14 protein-coding genes and 1 tRNA gene are annotated in these 14,354 nt (G+C 69.4%); 9 read left to right on the top strand and 6 right to left on the bottom strand.

Annotated features, from left to right (window positions below):
• Positions 1-25 precede the first annotated feature (25 nt).
• The 7 genes from ACN0TP_RS07975 to ACN0TP_RS08005 all read left to right on the top strand — a co-directional run bounded on the left by ACN0TP_RS07975 (position 26) and on the right by ACN0TP_RS08005 (position 6,528).
• On the top strand, positions 26-253 hold the full coding sequence (locus ACN0TP_RS07975) for a hypothetical protein (RefSeq protein ID WP_417218319.1): 228 nt from the start codon (positions 26-28) through the stop codon (positions 251-253).
• Between the two features lie 22 nt (positions 254-275).
• On the top strand, positions 276-1,775 hold the full coding sequence (locus tag ACN0TP_RS07980) for a S10 family peptidase (RefSeq protein ID WP_417218320.1): 1,500 nt from the start codon (positions 276-278) through the stop codon (positions 1,773-1,775).
• A gap of 312 nt (positions 1,776-2,087) precedes the next feature.
• A complete protein-coding gene (locus ACN0TP_RS07985; protein ID WP_417218321.1) occupies positions 2,088-3,287 on the top strand; it encodes an IS110 family transposase in 1,200 nt (399 codons plus the stop codon).
• Positions 3,288-3,495: 208 nt separating this feature from the next.
• Positions 3,496-4,899 (top strand): DUF1731 domain-containing protein, encoded by a 1,404-nt coding sequence (locus ACN0TP_RS07990; RefSeq protein WP_417218322.1) that lies wholly within the window; start codon positions 3,496-3,498, stop codon positions 4,897-4,899.
• 84 nt (positions 4,900-4,983) lie between these two features.
• Positions 4,984-5,382 (top strand): hypothetical protein, encoded by a 399-nt coding sequence (locus tag ACN0TP_RS07995; RefSeq protein ID WP_417218323.1) that lies wholly within the window; start codon positions 4,984-4,986, stop codon positions 5,380-5,382.
• Complete coding sequence (locus ACN0TP_RS08000; RefSeq protein ID WP_417218324.1) at positions 5,379-5,888, top strand: O-acetyl-ADP-ribose deacetylase; 510 nt, start codon at positions 5,379-5,381, stop codon at positions 5,886-5,888. Before ACN0TP_RS07995 ends, ACN0TP_RS08000 begins: the two co-directional genes overlap by 4 nt.
• A 13-nt stretch (positions 5,889-5,901) precedes the next feature.
• Positions 5,902-6,528, top strand: a complete 627-nt coding sequence (locus ACN0TP_RS08005; RefSeq protein WP_417218325.1) for a DUF2249 domain-containing protein — start codon at positions 5,902-5,904, stop codon at positions 6,526-6,528.
• A 130-nt stretch (positions 6,529-6,658) separates the two neighbouring features.
• Here ACN0TP_RS08005 and ACN0TP_RS08010 read toward each other — a convergent pair whose 3' ends face one another.
• The 3 genes from ACN0TP_RS08010 to ACN0TP_RS08020 all read right to left on the bottom strand — a co-directional run bounded on the left by ACN0TP_RS08010 (position 6,659) and on the right by ACN0TP_RS08020 (position 8,579).
• Entirely contained in the window at positions 6,659-7,345 is a 687-nt protein-coding gene (locus ACN0TP_RS08010) for a Type 1 glutamine amidotransferase-like domain-containing protein (protein WP_417218326.1), read from the bottom strand.
• 145 nt (positions 7,346-7,490) lie between these two features.
• Positions 7,491-8,408, bottom strand: a complete 918-nt coding sequence (locus ACN0TP_RS08015; RefSeq protein ID WP_417218327.1) for a 2-dehydropantoate 2-reductase — start codon at positions 8,406-8,408, stop codon at positions 7,491-7,493.
• Positions 8,409-8,503: 95 nt separating this feature from the next.
• Positions 8,504-8,579: transfer RNA gene (locus tag ACN0TP_RS08020), tRNA-Ala, on the bottom strand.
• A gap of 193 nt (positions 8,580-8,772) precedes the next feature.
• On the opposite strand from ACN0TP_RS08020, the gene ACN0TP_RS08025 reads away from it, so the two are divergent.
• Together ACN0TP_RS08025 and ACN0TP_RS08030 are read left to right on the top strand one after the other, a co-directional pair.
• On the top strand, positions 8,773-9,954 hold the full coding sequence (locus tag ACN0TP_RS08025) for an AI-2E family transporter (RefSeq protein WP_417218328.1): 1,182 nt from the start codon (positions 8,773-8,775) through the stop codon (positions 9,952-9,954).
• Positions 9,955-10,033: 79 nt separating this feature from the next.
• On the top strand, positions 10,034-10,465 hold the full coding sequence (locus ACN0TP_RS08030) for a VOC family protein (protein WP_417218329.1): 432 nt from the start codon (positions 10,034-10,036) through the stop codon (positions 10,463-10,465).
• Between the two features lie 30 nt (positions 10,466-10,495).
• Here the strand turns inward: ACN0TP_RS08030 and ACN0TP_RS08035 are convergent, their stop codons facing one another.
• The 3 genes from ACN0TP_RS08035 to ACN0TP_RS08045 all read right to left on the bottom strand — a co-directional run bounded on the left by ACN0TP_RS08035 (position 10,496) and on the right by ACN0TP_RS08045 (position 14,313).
• Positions 10,496-11,728, bottom strand: coding sequence for an MFS transporter (locus tag ACN0TP_RS08035; protein ID WP_417218330.1), 1,233 nt, complete (start codon positions 11,726-11,728; stop codon positions 10,496-10,498).
• Positions 11,729-11,870: 142 nt separating this feature from the next.
• Positions 11,871-13,079 carry an NAD(P)/FAD-dependent oxidoreductase gene (locus ACN0TP_RS08040; RefSeq protein WP_417218331.1) on the bottom strand — a complete coding sequence of 403 codons (1,209 nt, stop codon included), beginning with the start codon at positions 13,077-13,079 and terminating at the stop codon, positions 11,871-11,873.
• An 82-nt stretch (positions 13,080-13,161) separates the two neighbouring features.
• Positions 13,162-14,313: a N(5)-(carboxyethyl)ornithine synthase gene (locus ACN0TP_RS08045; RefSeq protein WP_417218332.1), complete on the bottom strand. Its 1,152-nt coding sequence runs from the start codon at positions 14,311-14,313 to the stop codon at positions 13,162-13,164.
• Positions 14,314-14,354: the final 41 nt, after the last annotated feature.

Consider the following 14,354-nt stretch of genomic DNA (forward strand, 5'->3'; position numbering starts at 1 on the left):
CGGCACGCATCCCCAGGAGCACCCCATGGACATCCCCCTCTCCCCCGTCGCCGACCTCGCCCTGCTGGAACCCTGCGACCTCATCGAGGCCCGCCGCGACGGGCACCTGCACTGCCGCGGGCGCATCGAGGCCACCGCACCCTCGGCAGGTGTGGTGTGGGTGCGCGACGACGCCACGGGAAGCCGGCTGATGCTCCACGCCGGGTTGCTGGACGTCGTCAGGATCTCCACGGGTTTTCAGCAGGTGGCCTGAACGCCGGTGTACGCTCGAGCGCATGGCTGAGCAGACGTCCGCGACGGATAACGAACCGACCGGCGCCGGCGCGTCCCCCGCGGGTCCCGCCGGAGTGGCGGACGACTTCGTCACCCGGCACCACCGGGCCCCCTCGGGGCTGGCCTACACCACCACCACCGGCCGGATGGTCCTGCGCCGGGAGGAGTCCTCGGACGGGACCAGCGACGGGCACCGGCCCAAGGCGGAGATCTTTGTGGTCGCCTATACGGCCGACGGCCCCCGGACCGAACCGCCCACCCCCCGGCCCGTCGTGTTCGCCTTCAACGGCGGCCCCGGGTCGGCCAGCCTGTGGCTGCATCTGGGCCTGCTGGGACCACGCCGGGTGGACTCCGGCGATGTCGGGGCCATGACGCCGCCGCCCTATGCGCTGGTGGACAACCCCGAATCCATCATCGAACACGCCGACCTGGTGGTGATCGACCCCGTCGACACCGGCTATTCGCGGGTGGTCGACGGCGGCAAGACCGACGAGTTCCATGCGTTCATCGAGGACCGCGACCTGGTGGCCGAGGTCATCCGCCTCTGGACCAGCCGCAACGGGCGCTGGCTGTCCCCGAAATACCTGGTCGGCGAAAGCTACGGGACCCTGCGCGCCGTCGCCGTCGCCCGGCGGCTGTATGACGCTCACGGCCTGGCCGTCAACGGGCTGGGGCTGGTCAGCACCGTGCTGAACCTCTCCACGCTGGACTTCCAGCCGGGCAACGACACCCCCTATGCGCTGCACCTGCCCACCTATGCCGCCATCGCCCACCACCATGGACGGCACGGAAACCGCCCCCTGGCAGAGGTCCTCCGCGACGCGCAGGACTACGCCTCCGGCGACTATGTCCTGGCCCTGCACCTGGGCCACCGGCTCACCAAACGCAAGCACGACGCCGTCGTGCGCCACCTCGCCGAGTTGACCACCCTGTCCGAGGCCTTCATCCGGCGCACCAACCTGCGGTGGGACTACATGGAATTCGCCACCGAGCTCCTGCGGGACCAGGGCCTGCTGGTGGGCCGGATCGACGGGCGGTTCACCGCGCAGCCACCCAGGCTCCACGCATCACACACCTGGGAGGACCCGAGCATGCGGGCGATCACCGGGCCCTACGCCGCAGCCGTCAACCACTATGTCCGCGTCGAGCTCGGCTACGAGTCCGACCTGCCCTACGAGGTGCTCACCGGACGGGTCCAGCCCTGGAGCTACCGCACCTTCGAGGGTGCACCGGTCGACGTCTCCGGCGATCTGGAGCGGCTGCTGGTGGACCTGCCGGACTTGCGGGTCCATGTGGACTACGGCTATTACGACGGCGCCACCCCGTTCGCGGCGACCGAATACACCTGGGCACACCTGCGGCTCTCCGAGCAGGCCCGCTCGCGGTTTTCGCACCACTACCATGCAGCCGGCCACATGATGTACCTGAACGAGGCGTGCCGGCTGGCCCAGTCCGCGGCGTTGGCGGCGTTCGTGGCCTCCGGGCCCCAGGACGCCGACTAGCGATTCCGGCACGCGGCAGCTGGCCCGACGAGGCGGCCATCCCGTTATCTCTTTCCCAGCCCCTAGTTGAGCAAGCATTGGGGTTGCTGGCCTGTCGGCCCCGGCATTGATTCCTGCCCCCAGTCTTCAATGATCCGGGGGGTGTTGTCACCGGGGTTCGATAGGCACCAGGGAAATCGCTAATAGGGGCCGGATACAGGCGGGGTTGAACCACCAATATCGGCCATAACGTGGATGCCGAGCCTTGGAGCCGCAGGACAAGCCAGCGCGTCACATCCGCTGGCTGTCCCGATGTTTCCGAAAGGCAAGACGATGATCCCCGAACACGAAACCGTCGATGTTTTCATCGGCATCGATGTCGGCAAAACCAACCACCACGCCGTCGCTCTGGACCGCGCCGGCAAGAAGATCCTGGACAAGCCCCTGCCCCAGGACGAGGCCAAGCTCAAGGCCATCATCACCAAGCTGGCCCGCCACGGGCGCCTGCTGCTGGTCGTGGACCAGCCCGCGACCATCGGCGCCCTGCCCGTCGCGGTGGCCCAAGCCGCCGGGATCATGGTCGGCTACCTGCCCGGACTGGCGATGCGCCGCATCGCGGACCTGCACCCCGGGGAAGCGAAGACCGATGCCCGCGACGCCTACATCATCGCCGAAGCAGCACGCACCATGCCCCATACGCTGCGCTCGATCGTCGTTGCCGACGAGCACGTCGCGGAGCTGGCGATGCTCTGCGGATTCGATGACGACCTGGCCAAGCAGGCGACCGCCACCAGCAACCGGATCCGTGGGCTGCTCACCCAGATCCACCCCGCCCTGGAACGGGTGATCGGCGAGCACCTGGACCACCAGGCGATGCCCGAGCTGCTGGCGAAATACCCGACCCCGGCAGCCCTACGCCGCGCCGGGAAAGCACGGGTGGAGGCCCTGCTGCGCAAGCACGCCCCTCGCGCCGGGAAACGCTGGGCCGTCGACGTGTTCACCGCCCTGGACGAACAAAGCGTGGTGGTCTCGGGCACCAATGCCGCCGGCATCGTGCTGCCGCAGCTGGCCCGGTCCCTGGCCCAGACCCGCGCCGCCCGCATCGAGGTCCTGTCCCAGGTCGAGCTGCTCGTGGAGGCCCACCCTCTTCACATCCTCCTGACGTCCCTGCCGGCGGTCGGCGTCAGGACCGAGGCCCGGATCCTCACCGAGGTCATCGGCAAGGACTTCCAGACCGCCGGGCACCTCGCCTCCTATGCGGGACTGGCGCCGGTCACGTGGCGCTCGGGTACCTCGATCCGCGGGGACCATCCCTCCCGCAAGGGCAACAAGGTCCTCAAACGGGCGTTGTTCCTCTCCGCGTTCGCCTCGCTGCACGACCCGAGATCGAGGACGTACTACGACCGCAAGCGCGCCGAGGGAAAGAAACACAACCAAGCCGTCATCGCGTTGGCCAGGCGACGCTGCAATGTCCTGTTCGCCATGCTCCGCGACGGGACCATCTACCAGGAACCCATGGCCCTGGCAGCCTGAATCCCGCCCGACATCGTCTCGCGCCGGAGCATCCGTCCCATCCGCTGGGCCCGCATCGCCATGCCCGAAAATCTCGCGACGAATATTCAGGATTCACGGTCCGGCCCCTTGACGAAGCAGATAGGGGCACCCCCCGGGAATGGCCGCCTCTTCCGCCTCCACGGCACCGACAGCACCCCGGCCGAAGGTTCGCGGCTAAGCTGAAACCATGGCCTGGAACCGCACACAGCACCATGTCCTCGCACTGCCGCCCCAGGAGGTCTGGCGCGTCGTCTCGGACCCGGCCCGGCTGCCGGAATGGAACCGGGCGGTGCGCTCACTGGTCCCCGCGCACGACGGCGCCCCGGTCCCGGGCACCCGGCTCGCCTTCACCCCGAATCCGCCGCTGCTGGGCGCCATCCACTCGCGCACCGCCCCGGACGCGGTGGTCACCCGGCATGAGGCCGGCCGGACCTTCGCCTGGCGCCAGCCGCAGCCCGGCGGCGGGCTGCTCGTCCAGTGGGAGGTCGCCGACCATGATCTGGGCACCCTGCTGACCCAGCGGGTCGCCATCGCGGGCTACGGCGCCGCCGTCTTCACCGAAACCGCTGCCAAGCCGCTGGCTGCCCACTTTGCGGAGAATTGTGCGCGGTTGTACCGGCTGGCCGGCGGGGCGACCGACCGGGCACGGCGCGTGGTGATCGCCGGAGGCAACGGCTTCCTGGGCACCCGGCTGGCCGCGGACCTGTTCTGCCGCGGCCTGGATCCCGTGATCCTGACCCGCACCCCGCGGCCCGATGCCCCGTTCCGGCAGGTCCGGTGGGACGGCCGCAGCCAGGGCGCCTGGGCCGCCGAACTGGCCGCCGGGGAGGGGGAGGTCTCGCTGGTCAACCTGGCGGGCCGCCTGGTCGATGTCCGCCCCTCGGCCGAGGCGATCGCCGAACTCCGCGATTCGCGGGTCGATGCCACGCGCACGCTCGTCCAGGCCAGCCGCACGCTCGCCACCCCGCTTGCCCGGTGGGTGCAGGCCAGCACCACGGCCATCTACTCCGATGCCGGCGAGGAGCAGCTGACCGAAGACTCCCCGGTCCCCGCCGGCCGGGCGGCCCTCCCGCAGATGACCGGCGTCGCCCGCCCCTGGGAGGAGGCCCTCAACGGAGCCAACGCGGCCCACGAGACCATCCTGCGCACCGCCGTCGTGCTGGAGCAGGAGTCCCCCGCCTTCGACCGGCTGGCGCTGCTGGCGCGGGCCGGGCTCGGCGGGCGCGTGGGGACCGGACGCCAATGGTTCAGCTGGATCCACCTGGCGGACTGGCTGCGCATCGTGCGGGCCGGGCTCGGGCTGGAGCCGGGGATCGAGCTGCCCGACGGGATCCTCATCGCCTCCGCGCCCCACCCGGTGCGCAATGCCGAGCTGATGCGCGGCCTCCGCGCCGTCCTGGCGGCCGGCCCCCTCAAGCGCCATGGCCTGCCCACCCCCGAACCGCTTCTCCGGCTCGGTGCAGCGGCGTTGCGCAGCGATCCCGCCCTGGGCCTGACGGGCCGGCACGCCACCTCGTCGCGGCTCGGCCCGGCCGGGTTCGCGTTCGAGTACCCCGAGCTGGATGCCGCACTCGCGGACATCACGAGGTAGCCGGCCATGACGGCGTACGCACCCCTGGACCCACCCCCTGCCGGCCGCGGCCGGCCCGCGTTGTTCTGAGCCCCAGGAGGAACCATGCTCACCGTCGCGATCGTGCACTACGCACGCCACGCCCCCACCCGGGACTATGCCCAGGCACTGGAAAACGAGCTGCGCGGCACCGGACATCTCGCCGAACAGATCCGGGTCAGCGAGGCCGCCGCCAACGACATCGTGTTCTACGACGCCCTGGTGCTCGTCGGCCCCCCGCGTTTCGGGCGGCTGCACGGGATCGCCCTGGCCCGTGCCATCGCCCCCGAACGCAGCAGCGCCGTCGTCATCATGGGGGGCACCCGGCCGGCGGAGTCCTACCACCGGCTCTTCAAGTCCGCCGAACGGCCCTACATCTCGCTGTTCCACGAGAACGACGGCGGAGCCGGCTTTGCGACGCTCTCCCCGGTGATGGACTGGTTGGGCGGGCGGGAACGGCCATGACCACGCTCACGGCCGTGCACGGGGACATCACCACACAGCACGTCGATGCCGTCGTCAATGCCGCCAATACCGCGATGCGTGGCGGTGGCGGCGTGGACGGGGCCATCCACCGGGCCGGCGGGTCCGAGGTGCTCGCCGACTGCATCGCCCGCTTCCCCCACGGCCTGGCCACCGGCGACGCCGGGTGGACCACTGCGGGGAACCTGCCGGCCCGGTGGGTCATCCACACGGTGGGGCCGAACCACGCGGCCGGCGAGCGCGACCGTTCGCTGCTGCTCTCCTGCTACCGGCGCAGCCTCGAGGTCGCCGCCGGGCTGGGAGCCAGGTCCGTCGCGTTCCCGCTGATCAGCGCGGGTGTCTACGGCTGGCCCGCGGACGATGCAGTGGCTGCCGCCATCGAGGCGATCACGTCCACGCCCACCGCTGTCGAACGCGTCCTGCTGGTCGCCTATTCGGCAGCAGACCACCACCGGGTTTCCGCCGCCGTGGAAGCCCTCGCAGAGTAAAGGAGCACCGTCCATGTCCACCGACCCCGCCGCCTCCATTCCCGAACTCGACGTGCGGGAGCTGCCGAAGCCCCAACGCCATCCGGAGATCTTCGCTGCCTACGGACAGCTGCCGGTCGGCGGATCGTTCATCCTGGTCAACGACCACGACCCGCGGAACCTTCGAGACGAATTCGAGGCCGGTCATCCGGGCAGCCACGGGTGGGAGTACCTGGAGACCACCGAGGGCGCCTGGCGGATCCGCATCACCAAGCTCGCCGGCACGCCCCTGCCCCGGATCCTGCTGAACACGAACGATGTGGCCGCCGAAACCGGCGCCCCCGGGGCCACCGGCGCGGTCTGGAACATTCCGGTGCGCGAGCGCGACCTGGATTCAAACATCATCGCCCTTCCCCCCGGGGGGACCATCGACGCGTTCGCCGGGCCCGAACTCGACGTGATGATCCACGTTCTGGGCGGATCGGGGACGCTGGCCACCGAACGCGGCGACGTGGACCTGGTGCCCGGGGCGCTGCTGTGGCTGCCGCGCCGCTCCCGCCGGGCGTTCACCGCCGGGCCCGGGGGGCTGCGCTACCTGACCGTGCACCAGCGCCGGCAGTCCTTGCTGCTGCAGCCGACCCGGTGGGCCGGCGAGAGCTGACGTCTGCGGCATTCCGGTCGCGGACTCCGCTCCCGCCGGATCGCGAGGGCTTCTTGGTTTTCCTGGCCATCGACGACCTTTCACGGACGGGCGGGTACCCCCGAACGCTGGCCGCGCCACCACCCGGGGTTTACGGGGTGAACAGCCGCCACGATCCCTCGGACACGACGTTGACCCCGCCGGCGTCCACGCTGATGGCCGTCTGGTCGTCGATCGCGTAGGTCGGAACCGGAATGCCCGCGGCCCATCGACCGATCTGCTCCGCGGTGGTGTCCGGCATGTCCGGGTGCCCGAAGTGCGGATACAGGGTGAACTCCACCAGTCCGAGGCCGCGTTCGGCCTCCGTGCCCCGGCCATCGCCCTCGGGCACGAACTGTAGGTCGAACTCCGCATCGCAGTTGTACGGTGTGGCTGCGATGCTTCCCGCACTCATCCCCACATAAACCGCCTGGTCCAGGGATGGCAGCAGGTCAGCCAACCCAGAGCGCCGCATCCAATGGGACAGGTAGAGCACGTCGCCTCCCCAGACGAGCAGCGCGTCGGCCTCCCGGACCGCCGGCATCCAGGTCTCCGGACGGATGGTCGGCAGCGCGGTCAGCTCCAGCACGCCCACCGACTTCCATCCCAACCCACACAGGGGGTTCTCCGCCGTGCCGGAAATCGCCTCCCAGGCCTTCACAGTGCCATCCGGGAAGGAATAGATGGCCGTGGGGATGACCAGGGCCCGGCATTCGCCGAGGGGCTTGCCCAGCAGTCCGGACAGTGCGGCGGCGATGCTGGGGTTGGTGATGCCCGCGGAGGTGAGGAGGAATTTCACGACAGGTCGTCCTTCCGGAACGGGATCGGGCCACGGCGCTGCATGTCCGGCACGATAGCCGCAGACGCATCCCCGCACAACACCAGCGGTCCGCGTTCACCCGGCGGCCACCCGAGGTCCGCGCCCGCCGCCCGCCGAGCGGTCATCAGGCCCGGGCGTTGCGGCCCGCCACTTCCCCGGCGCGCAGCTGCACCAGCGTCAGGTCCAGCAGGGGCGTCACCACGCCCAGGTGGCGGGCCCGGGACTGCAGATCCCCCAGGATGTGTTCGGTCTCGGCGGCATGTCCGGCGATGACATCCCGGTAGAGCGAGGAAGTGAACGCGGAACCGGGCTCGGTGAGCAGGCCGATGGACTGGTCGTGGCTGGAGCCGGTGGTGGCAAAACCGGCGGCGGCCGCCACGGATTCGGCCTCGGCGATGGCGGCCTCGATGTGGCCCAATCCCCCGGCCTCGAGGATGTTGCCCACCGTGTTGCGGAACAGGCAGCTGACGACGCCGGCCGCGGCGATGAAGGCCCATTTGTCCCACAGCGACTGCATGACGTCGCCGCTGACGGCCAGGTCGATGCCCGGCACCCGGAGCAGGTCGACGAGCCCGCCGGGGACCTGGCTGCCGTCAAAGGTGCCGATGGTCATGCTGGCCAAGGCGGTCATCTGCACGACGGCGGCTTCCTCATCGAGGGTGGCGACGATCTTCACCAGCCCGCCCAGCGGGATGCCGGTGGGCAGATCGCGGATCAGGTCCACATGGCGCAGGCCATTCAGGATGGGGAGCACGGCGGTGCCCGGGCCGATGAAGGGGCCGACATCGCGCAGGGCGGCGTCCAGGCCCGTGGCCTTCACCGCGATGACCACCAGGTCGAAGGGTTTCGCCTCCTGGTCTGCGGTGAGCACCTGCACCGGCAGGATGCGGTCGCCGTCCGGGGAGACGAAGCGCAGCCCGTCCCTGCGGAGACGTTCTGCCCGCCGCGCACGGACCAGATAGGTGACATTGCGGCCGGCTTCCTGCAGCCGGGCACCAAAGGCCCCGCCCGTTGCCCCGGCACCGACGATCAAGGTTCTCATCCGGAAATCCTCCCCCAGGGAACGGGGTGCGGGAAACCGGCGGCAAAAAGACACAGGGCCTTCCGGTTCCGACGAACCGAAAAGCCCTGTGCCTGTGGTGGAGGTAAGGGGATTCGAACCCCTGACCTTCTGCATGCCATGCAGACGCGCTACCAACTGCGCCATACCCCCGCAAGCTGTCCCCGCCGTCGTATTCGGACGTCCGGGACGAGTTAATAATCTACAGCACCCGGGCGGTGATGCGCCAATCGACGCCGGACCCGCCAGCCCACCTCATCCCCTGGGCCGATGCCGCCGCCCTCGCCGCCACCGTAAGCTGGTACCCGAACGAGAGCAGGGGGACCACCAACCCATGGAACCAACCATGGCCAACGACCCGACGCCGGCCGCCGAACCCAGGGCACCGATGCCACGCTTCGTGTTGATCTGCCTGGGGCTCGCCGGTTTGGCGGTCACCCTTCACTTCTTCCAGGGACTGTCCAGCATCGTCGCCCCGGTCTTCCTGGGCCTGAACCTGATGATCGTGGCCTATCCGCTGCAGTTGCTCATGTCCCGCTTCATGCACCGCTACCTGGCGGCCGTGCTGACGGTCCTGCTCGTGCTGGCCCTGCTCCTCGCCTTCCTGGGGTCCACGGCGTGGGCCGGCAGCGAACTATTGCTGGCCCTGCCCCGGTACAACAAGGAATTCATCGACCTCTGGATGAACGTCTCGGCCTGGCTGGGCGCCCTGGGCATCAGCGAATCGATGCTCGTGGACCAGCTCAAGTCCATCAACGCCGGCAGCATCGTCAATGTGGTGCGCCCGCTGCTGAACAACGTCTCATCTGTCATGTCACTGCTGGCCACCGTGGTGATGACCGTGTTCTTCCTCGGCATGGATTCCACCCAGATCCGACGCCGGCTGCAGGCGATCGGCGGGATCAACCCCCGGTTCACCGAGGCCATCATGTCCTTCAGCCAGGGGGTGCGCCGCTACTGGGTCGTCACCACGGTCTTCGGCCTGATCGTGGCCCTGCTTGACGTCTGGGTCCTGGCGATCCTGGGCATCGAGTTGATCTGGGTCTGGGGCGAGCTGGCCTTCCTGACCAACTACATCCCGAACATCGGGTTCGTCATCGGCCTGGTTCCGCCAGCACTGCTGGCCCTGCTCGATGGCGGCCCCGGACCGGCCATCGCCGTCGTCGCGGCCTACAGCCTGCTGAACTTCACCGTGCAGTCGATCATCCAGCCCAAGTTCACCGGCCAATCCGTCGGGGTCACCCCCACGGTGTCGTTCCTGTCGCTGCTGTTCTGGTACTGGGTCTTCGGCTGGCTGGGCGCACTGCTGGCCCTGCCGGCGACCCTGCTGCTCAAGGCCCTCCTGGTCGATGCCGACCCGAAGGCCCGGTGGATCAACGTGCTCATTTCCAGCCAGGCACCCCCACGTCCCGTCCCGGCGCGTGCCCGCGCCGCGAAGGTGGACCCGGAAGACACCGGTGGGACACAGGAGCGTCCCGGGGAGGAACGCGAACCTGCCGTCGGCGAGGGAGATGAGGGGGCCCGCTGAGGCCTTCCCAACTGTCCGCCCCGTCGGCAACAATGTCCTCGGGCGCCACCGCGTCCGTCCCCAACCGAAGGACAGCATCATGAGCATCGGATTGACCCCGTACCTGAGCTTTGACGGCAATGCGCGCGAGGCCATGGAGTTCTACAATTCAGTCTTCGGCGGCGAGTTGAGCGTGCTGACGTTCGCCGACGGCATGGGCGAGCAGGATCCCGAGCAGGGCCAGAAGGTCATGCACTCCTCGCTCTACGTCGAGCGCGGCATCCACCTGATGGGCAGCGACTCCGGCGAGGGCTACCCGGTCTCCCCCAACGGGACCACCGCCTTGAGCTCCGACGGAGCCGACGCCCCCGACGCCCAGACCCTCCAGGGCTGGTGGGAGAAGCTCTCCGACGGCGCGGACATCACCATGCCCTTGGAGAAGGCCCCGTGGGGCGACTCGTTCGGCCAGCTGACCGACAAGTTCGGCGTCGGCTGGATGTTCAACATCTCGGCCGTGCAGGACGCCGGCTAAGGCACCCTCCTGCCGTCCCCGGGCGGCGGGTCAGGCCAGTTCGGCGGCCTGCTCCGCGGCCCGGGCGTCGGCCGCGGCACGCGCCTTGAACACGCGTGCGGTCAGCAGCGCCAGGCACAATCCCAGCAGCGCCAACCCGGCGCCGAGGAACGCCGGGGCCTGGTATCCGAAGCCGAGCTTGATGACCGCCGCACCCAGAGCGGCACCGAGCGCGTTGGCGATGTTCAGGGCCGAGTGGTTCAGCGAGGCGGCCAGCGATTGGGCCTTCGGCGCCGAATCCATCAGCAGTGCCTGCAGGCTCGGCACCAGGATCGATCCGGTTCCGCCGAGGATGAAGACCAGGATCAGCGCCGGCACCGGGTACGGGGAGAGCAGCCCGAAGGCGCTCATGAACACGACCATGGCGATCGTGGCTATGTAGATGCTCCCGTGCACCGACCAGTCGGCCAGCCGGCCACCGAGCAGGTTCCCGAAGACCATGCCGATGCCGTACAGGCCCAGCACCAGCGGCACAGCGGCCGCCTGGAGCCCTGTCACGTCCGTCAGCGTGGGGCTGATGTAGGAGTAGACGGCGAAGAACCCGCCGAAGCCCACGATGCCCGTCGCCATGGCCATCCACACCCGTCCGCTGCGCAGCGCTGTCAGTTCCCTGCGGATGCTCGCCCCTTCGTGGATGGGGTTGAACGGGACCCAGAGGCGGATGGAGACCAGGGTCAGCACCCCGATGATGGCCACTGAGGCGAACATCCACCGCCAGCCCAATTGCTGGCCCAGCCACGTCACCGCGGGTACCCCGAGCACATTGGCGACCGAGAGCCCCATCATCACCCAGGCGATGGCGCGTCCACGCATGGTCGCCGGCACCAGGTTCCCGGCCAGGATCGCTGCCAGGCCGAAGTAGGCGCCGTGCGGCAGCCCGGAGAGGAACCGGGTCACCAGCATGGAGTCATAGGTGGGCGCCAGGAAGGAGGAGAAGTTGGCCACGGTGAAGAGCACCATCAGCCAGGAGACCATCGTCTTGTGGGCCACCCGGGCCCCCAAGGCGGTCAGCAGCGGAGCCCCGACGACCACGCCGAGGGCGTAGGCGGAGATCATCAGGCCCATGTCGGCGTTGCCGACCCCCAGGTCGGCAGCCCCCTCCTGCAGCAGGCCCATGATGGAGAACTCGGTGGTCCCGATGCCGAAACCGCCCAACGCCAAGGCGACCATCGCAATGAGCAGCGGGCGTCCGGACAGCAAGGTGGTGTGTGGCGGGGTGGTCATGCGGGGTTTCCTACCTTCGAGGGCATGGTGCGGTGTGGGTGACCGGCCAAGTGCCTCGTTGCTTCCGTGGCGCGTACCGAGGACAACAGTCTAGGGAACCGGATTCATTCCCGGCGCATCGTGCCCGTCCACGCGCCGCGGATCACAGTTGATCCAGGGGCACGTCCTCGTCGGCCAGCCGTTCCACTTCCACCGCACGGCCCAGCAGCGCACGCAGGGTGTCGTTGACGTCCCAGATGTTCACGTTCATCGCCGCGGTGAGAACTCCGTCCTCGACCCAGAAGGCGATGAACTCCCCCTCCTCGAGGTCACCGCGGATGACGGTCTGCGCCTCGGGCCCGGCATGCCCGACGTATTCCATGCCCAGATCGAACTGGTCGGTGAAGAAGTAGGGCTGCCAGTCGTAGCGGTCGGTATGCCCCAGGATGGTCTTCGCGGCCAGTTGCCCCTGCCGGATGGCGTTGTCCCAGTGTTCAACGCGCAAGCGTCCCAGCTCGGTGTTCTCGGCGTTGGCGACGTCCCCGGCGGCGAGGATGTCAGGGTCGCTGGTGCGCAGGGCGGCGTCGACCAGCACGCCGTTGTCCGTCGCCAACCCGGCGGCCTCGGCCAGTTCGACGGCAGGGGTGGCACCCACGGCCAGGAGCACGACGTCGGCCGGCACCTCGCCGTCGGAGGTTTCCACCCCCGCGGCCCGCCCGTCGGCCTCGAGGATGGCCGTGACCTGCAGGCCCAGGCGCAGGTGGACACCATGGCTGCTGTGCAGGTCGGCGAAATGCGCGCCGATTTCCTCGCCGAGGACGCTTCCCAACGGCGTGCTGCTCGGGGCGACCACCGTCACGTCCATGCCCGCCTGTTTGGCGCTGGCCGCCACTTCCAGGCCGATCCATCCGGCACCGACGACGACCAGGCGCCCGCCGGCGGCGAAGACCGTCTTGAGGTTCTCGGCATCCCCGATCCGGCGCAGGGTGAGCACCCCCGGCAGGTCGGCACCCTGCAGGTGCAGGCGGCGCGCGTCGGCACCGGTGGCCAGCAGCAGCTGGCCGTAGGGGATCTCGGTTCCGGAGGCCAGGGCCACGGTATGCCCCGCCCGGTCGATCGAGGCGGCGTGTTCGCCGAGCAGCAGGGTGACATCGTGCTCGGCGTACCAGTCGGCAGGGTGCACGATGGCCGCCTCGGCCTCCTGTTTGCCCTGCAGGAAGTCCTTGGACAGCGGCGGGCGTTCGTAGGGCGCCATGGCCTCGTCGGCGATCACCGTGATGCTGCGCGGGTACCCGTGCTCGCGCAGGGTCTGGACCGCGTGGGCCGCTGCCAGGCCCCCGCCGATGATGACCGTGCCGTCCGATGCTGCCATGGTTGCCTCCTGGATGCCTGGCGTCCCCGGCTGGGGGCTCTCCCTTCCAACCTAGGCCCCGCCGGCGACCTCCCGCAAGGAATCAGCGGGGCAGGTGCGGGTACTCGGGCCGGCGCTGCTGGAATTCGAGGATGGCGGGATTGAGCACGACGCCGTCGCGCACCTCGATGGCCCGGGTCAGGGTCTCGCTGTCCTTCCACGCCGCGGGCCCGCTCATGACCAGGTCCAGGAACGGCAGGACCGCCTCGCTGATTTCCCAGCTGGCCGAATTCCACAGGTAGGACGGGCTGTGGTCCACCGCGTAGTAGTCGATGTCCTTCCCGACCGTGAACATCGGGTCGGCGAAGCTGGTCGGCCGCGCCCAGTCGAACGCCATGCCGGCGTCGCAGGAGACGTCCACGATCAGGCTGCCCGGGCTGAAGGCAGCCAGGTCCTCGGTCCGCAGGTAGAGCAGCGGGTCGTTGGGGTCCTGCAGGGTGCAGTTCACCACGATGTCGCTTTCGGCCAGAAACGGGGCCAGCGGGACCCTGCCCCGGTCATCGGTGATGACCTCGCTGAGGTACGGGCCGCCGTCGTGGTCGAACTGGATCATCTGGGCCGAATGGATCGGCGATGCCACGGAGGCGACCCTGCGGTTGGTGAGCACCCGCACGTCCAGGATCCCGTGGGCCCTCAGCGCGGTGACCGCTCCCCGGGCGGTGGCCCCGAAGCCGATGACGACGGCGGTCAACCGCCGGCCGTAGTCCCCGGTGATCCCGGCGAGGCCCATGGCGTGGATGACCGAGCTGTAGCCGGCGAGTTCGTTGTTCTTGTGGAAGACGTGCAGGGAGAACCCGCCGTCGCTGGCCCAGTGGTTCATCGCCTCGAAGGCGATCAGGGACAGGCGCTTGTCGATGGCCAGCTGTGTCAGTTCGCGGTCCTGGACGCAATGCGGCCAGCCCCACAGCGCCTGCCCTTCGTGCAGGTCCTGGAGGTCGCGGGCCTGCGGCTTGGCCAGCAGCACGGTATCGGAGGCGTCGATGACCTGCTGCCGGGGGGCCACCTGGCGCACCAGCGCCGCGAGGTCGGCATCCGTGTAGCCGAACCTCTCCCCGTAGCCTTCCTCCAGGAGCAGGCGATCGCGCACACCGGGGTCGATGCGTTCCAGGTGGGCCGGGTGGATCGGCACACGGTATTCGTCGATTTTGCGGGACTTGCCCAGGACCCCCAGGACGGGTTGGTTCGGTGTTGCCATGATGCACATCCGTTTCGTGGCGCCTCCATGGCGCCGTGTGC

This window comes from Arthrobacter sp., assembly GCF_048266065.1.
Classification (GTDB): domain Bacteria; phylum Actinomycetota; class Actinomycetes; order Actinomycetales; family Micrococcaceae; genus Arthrobacter_H.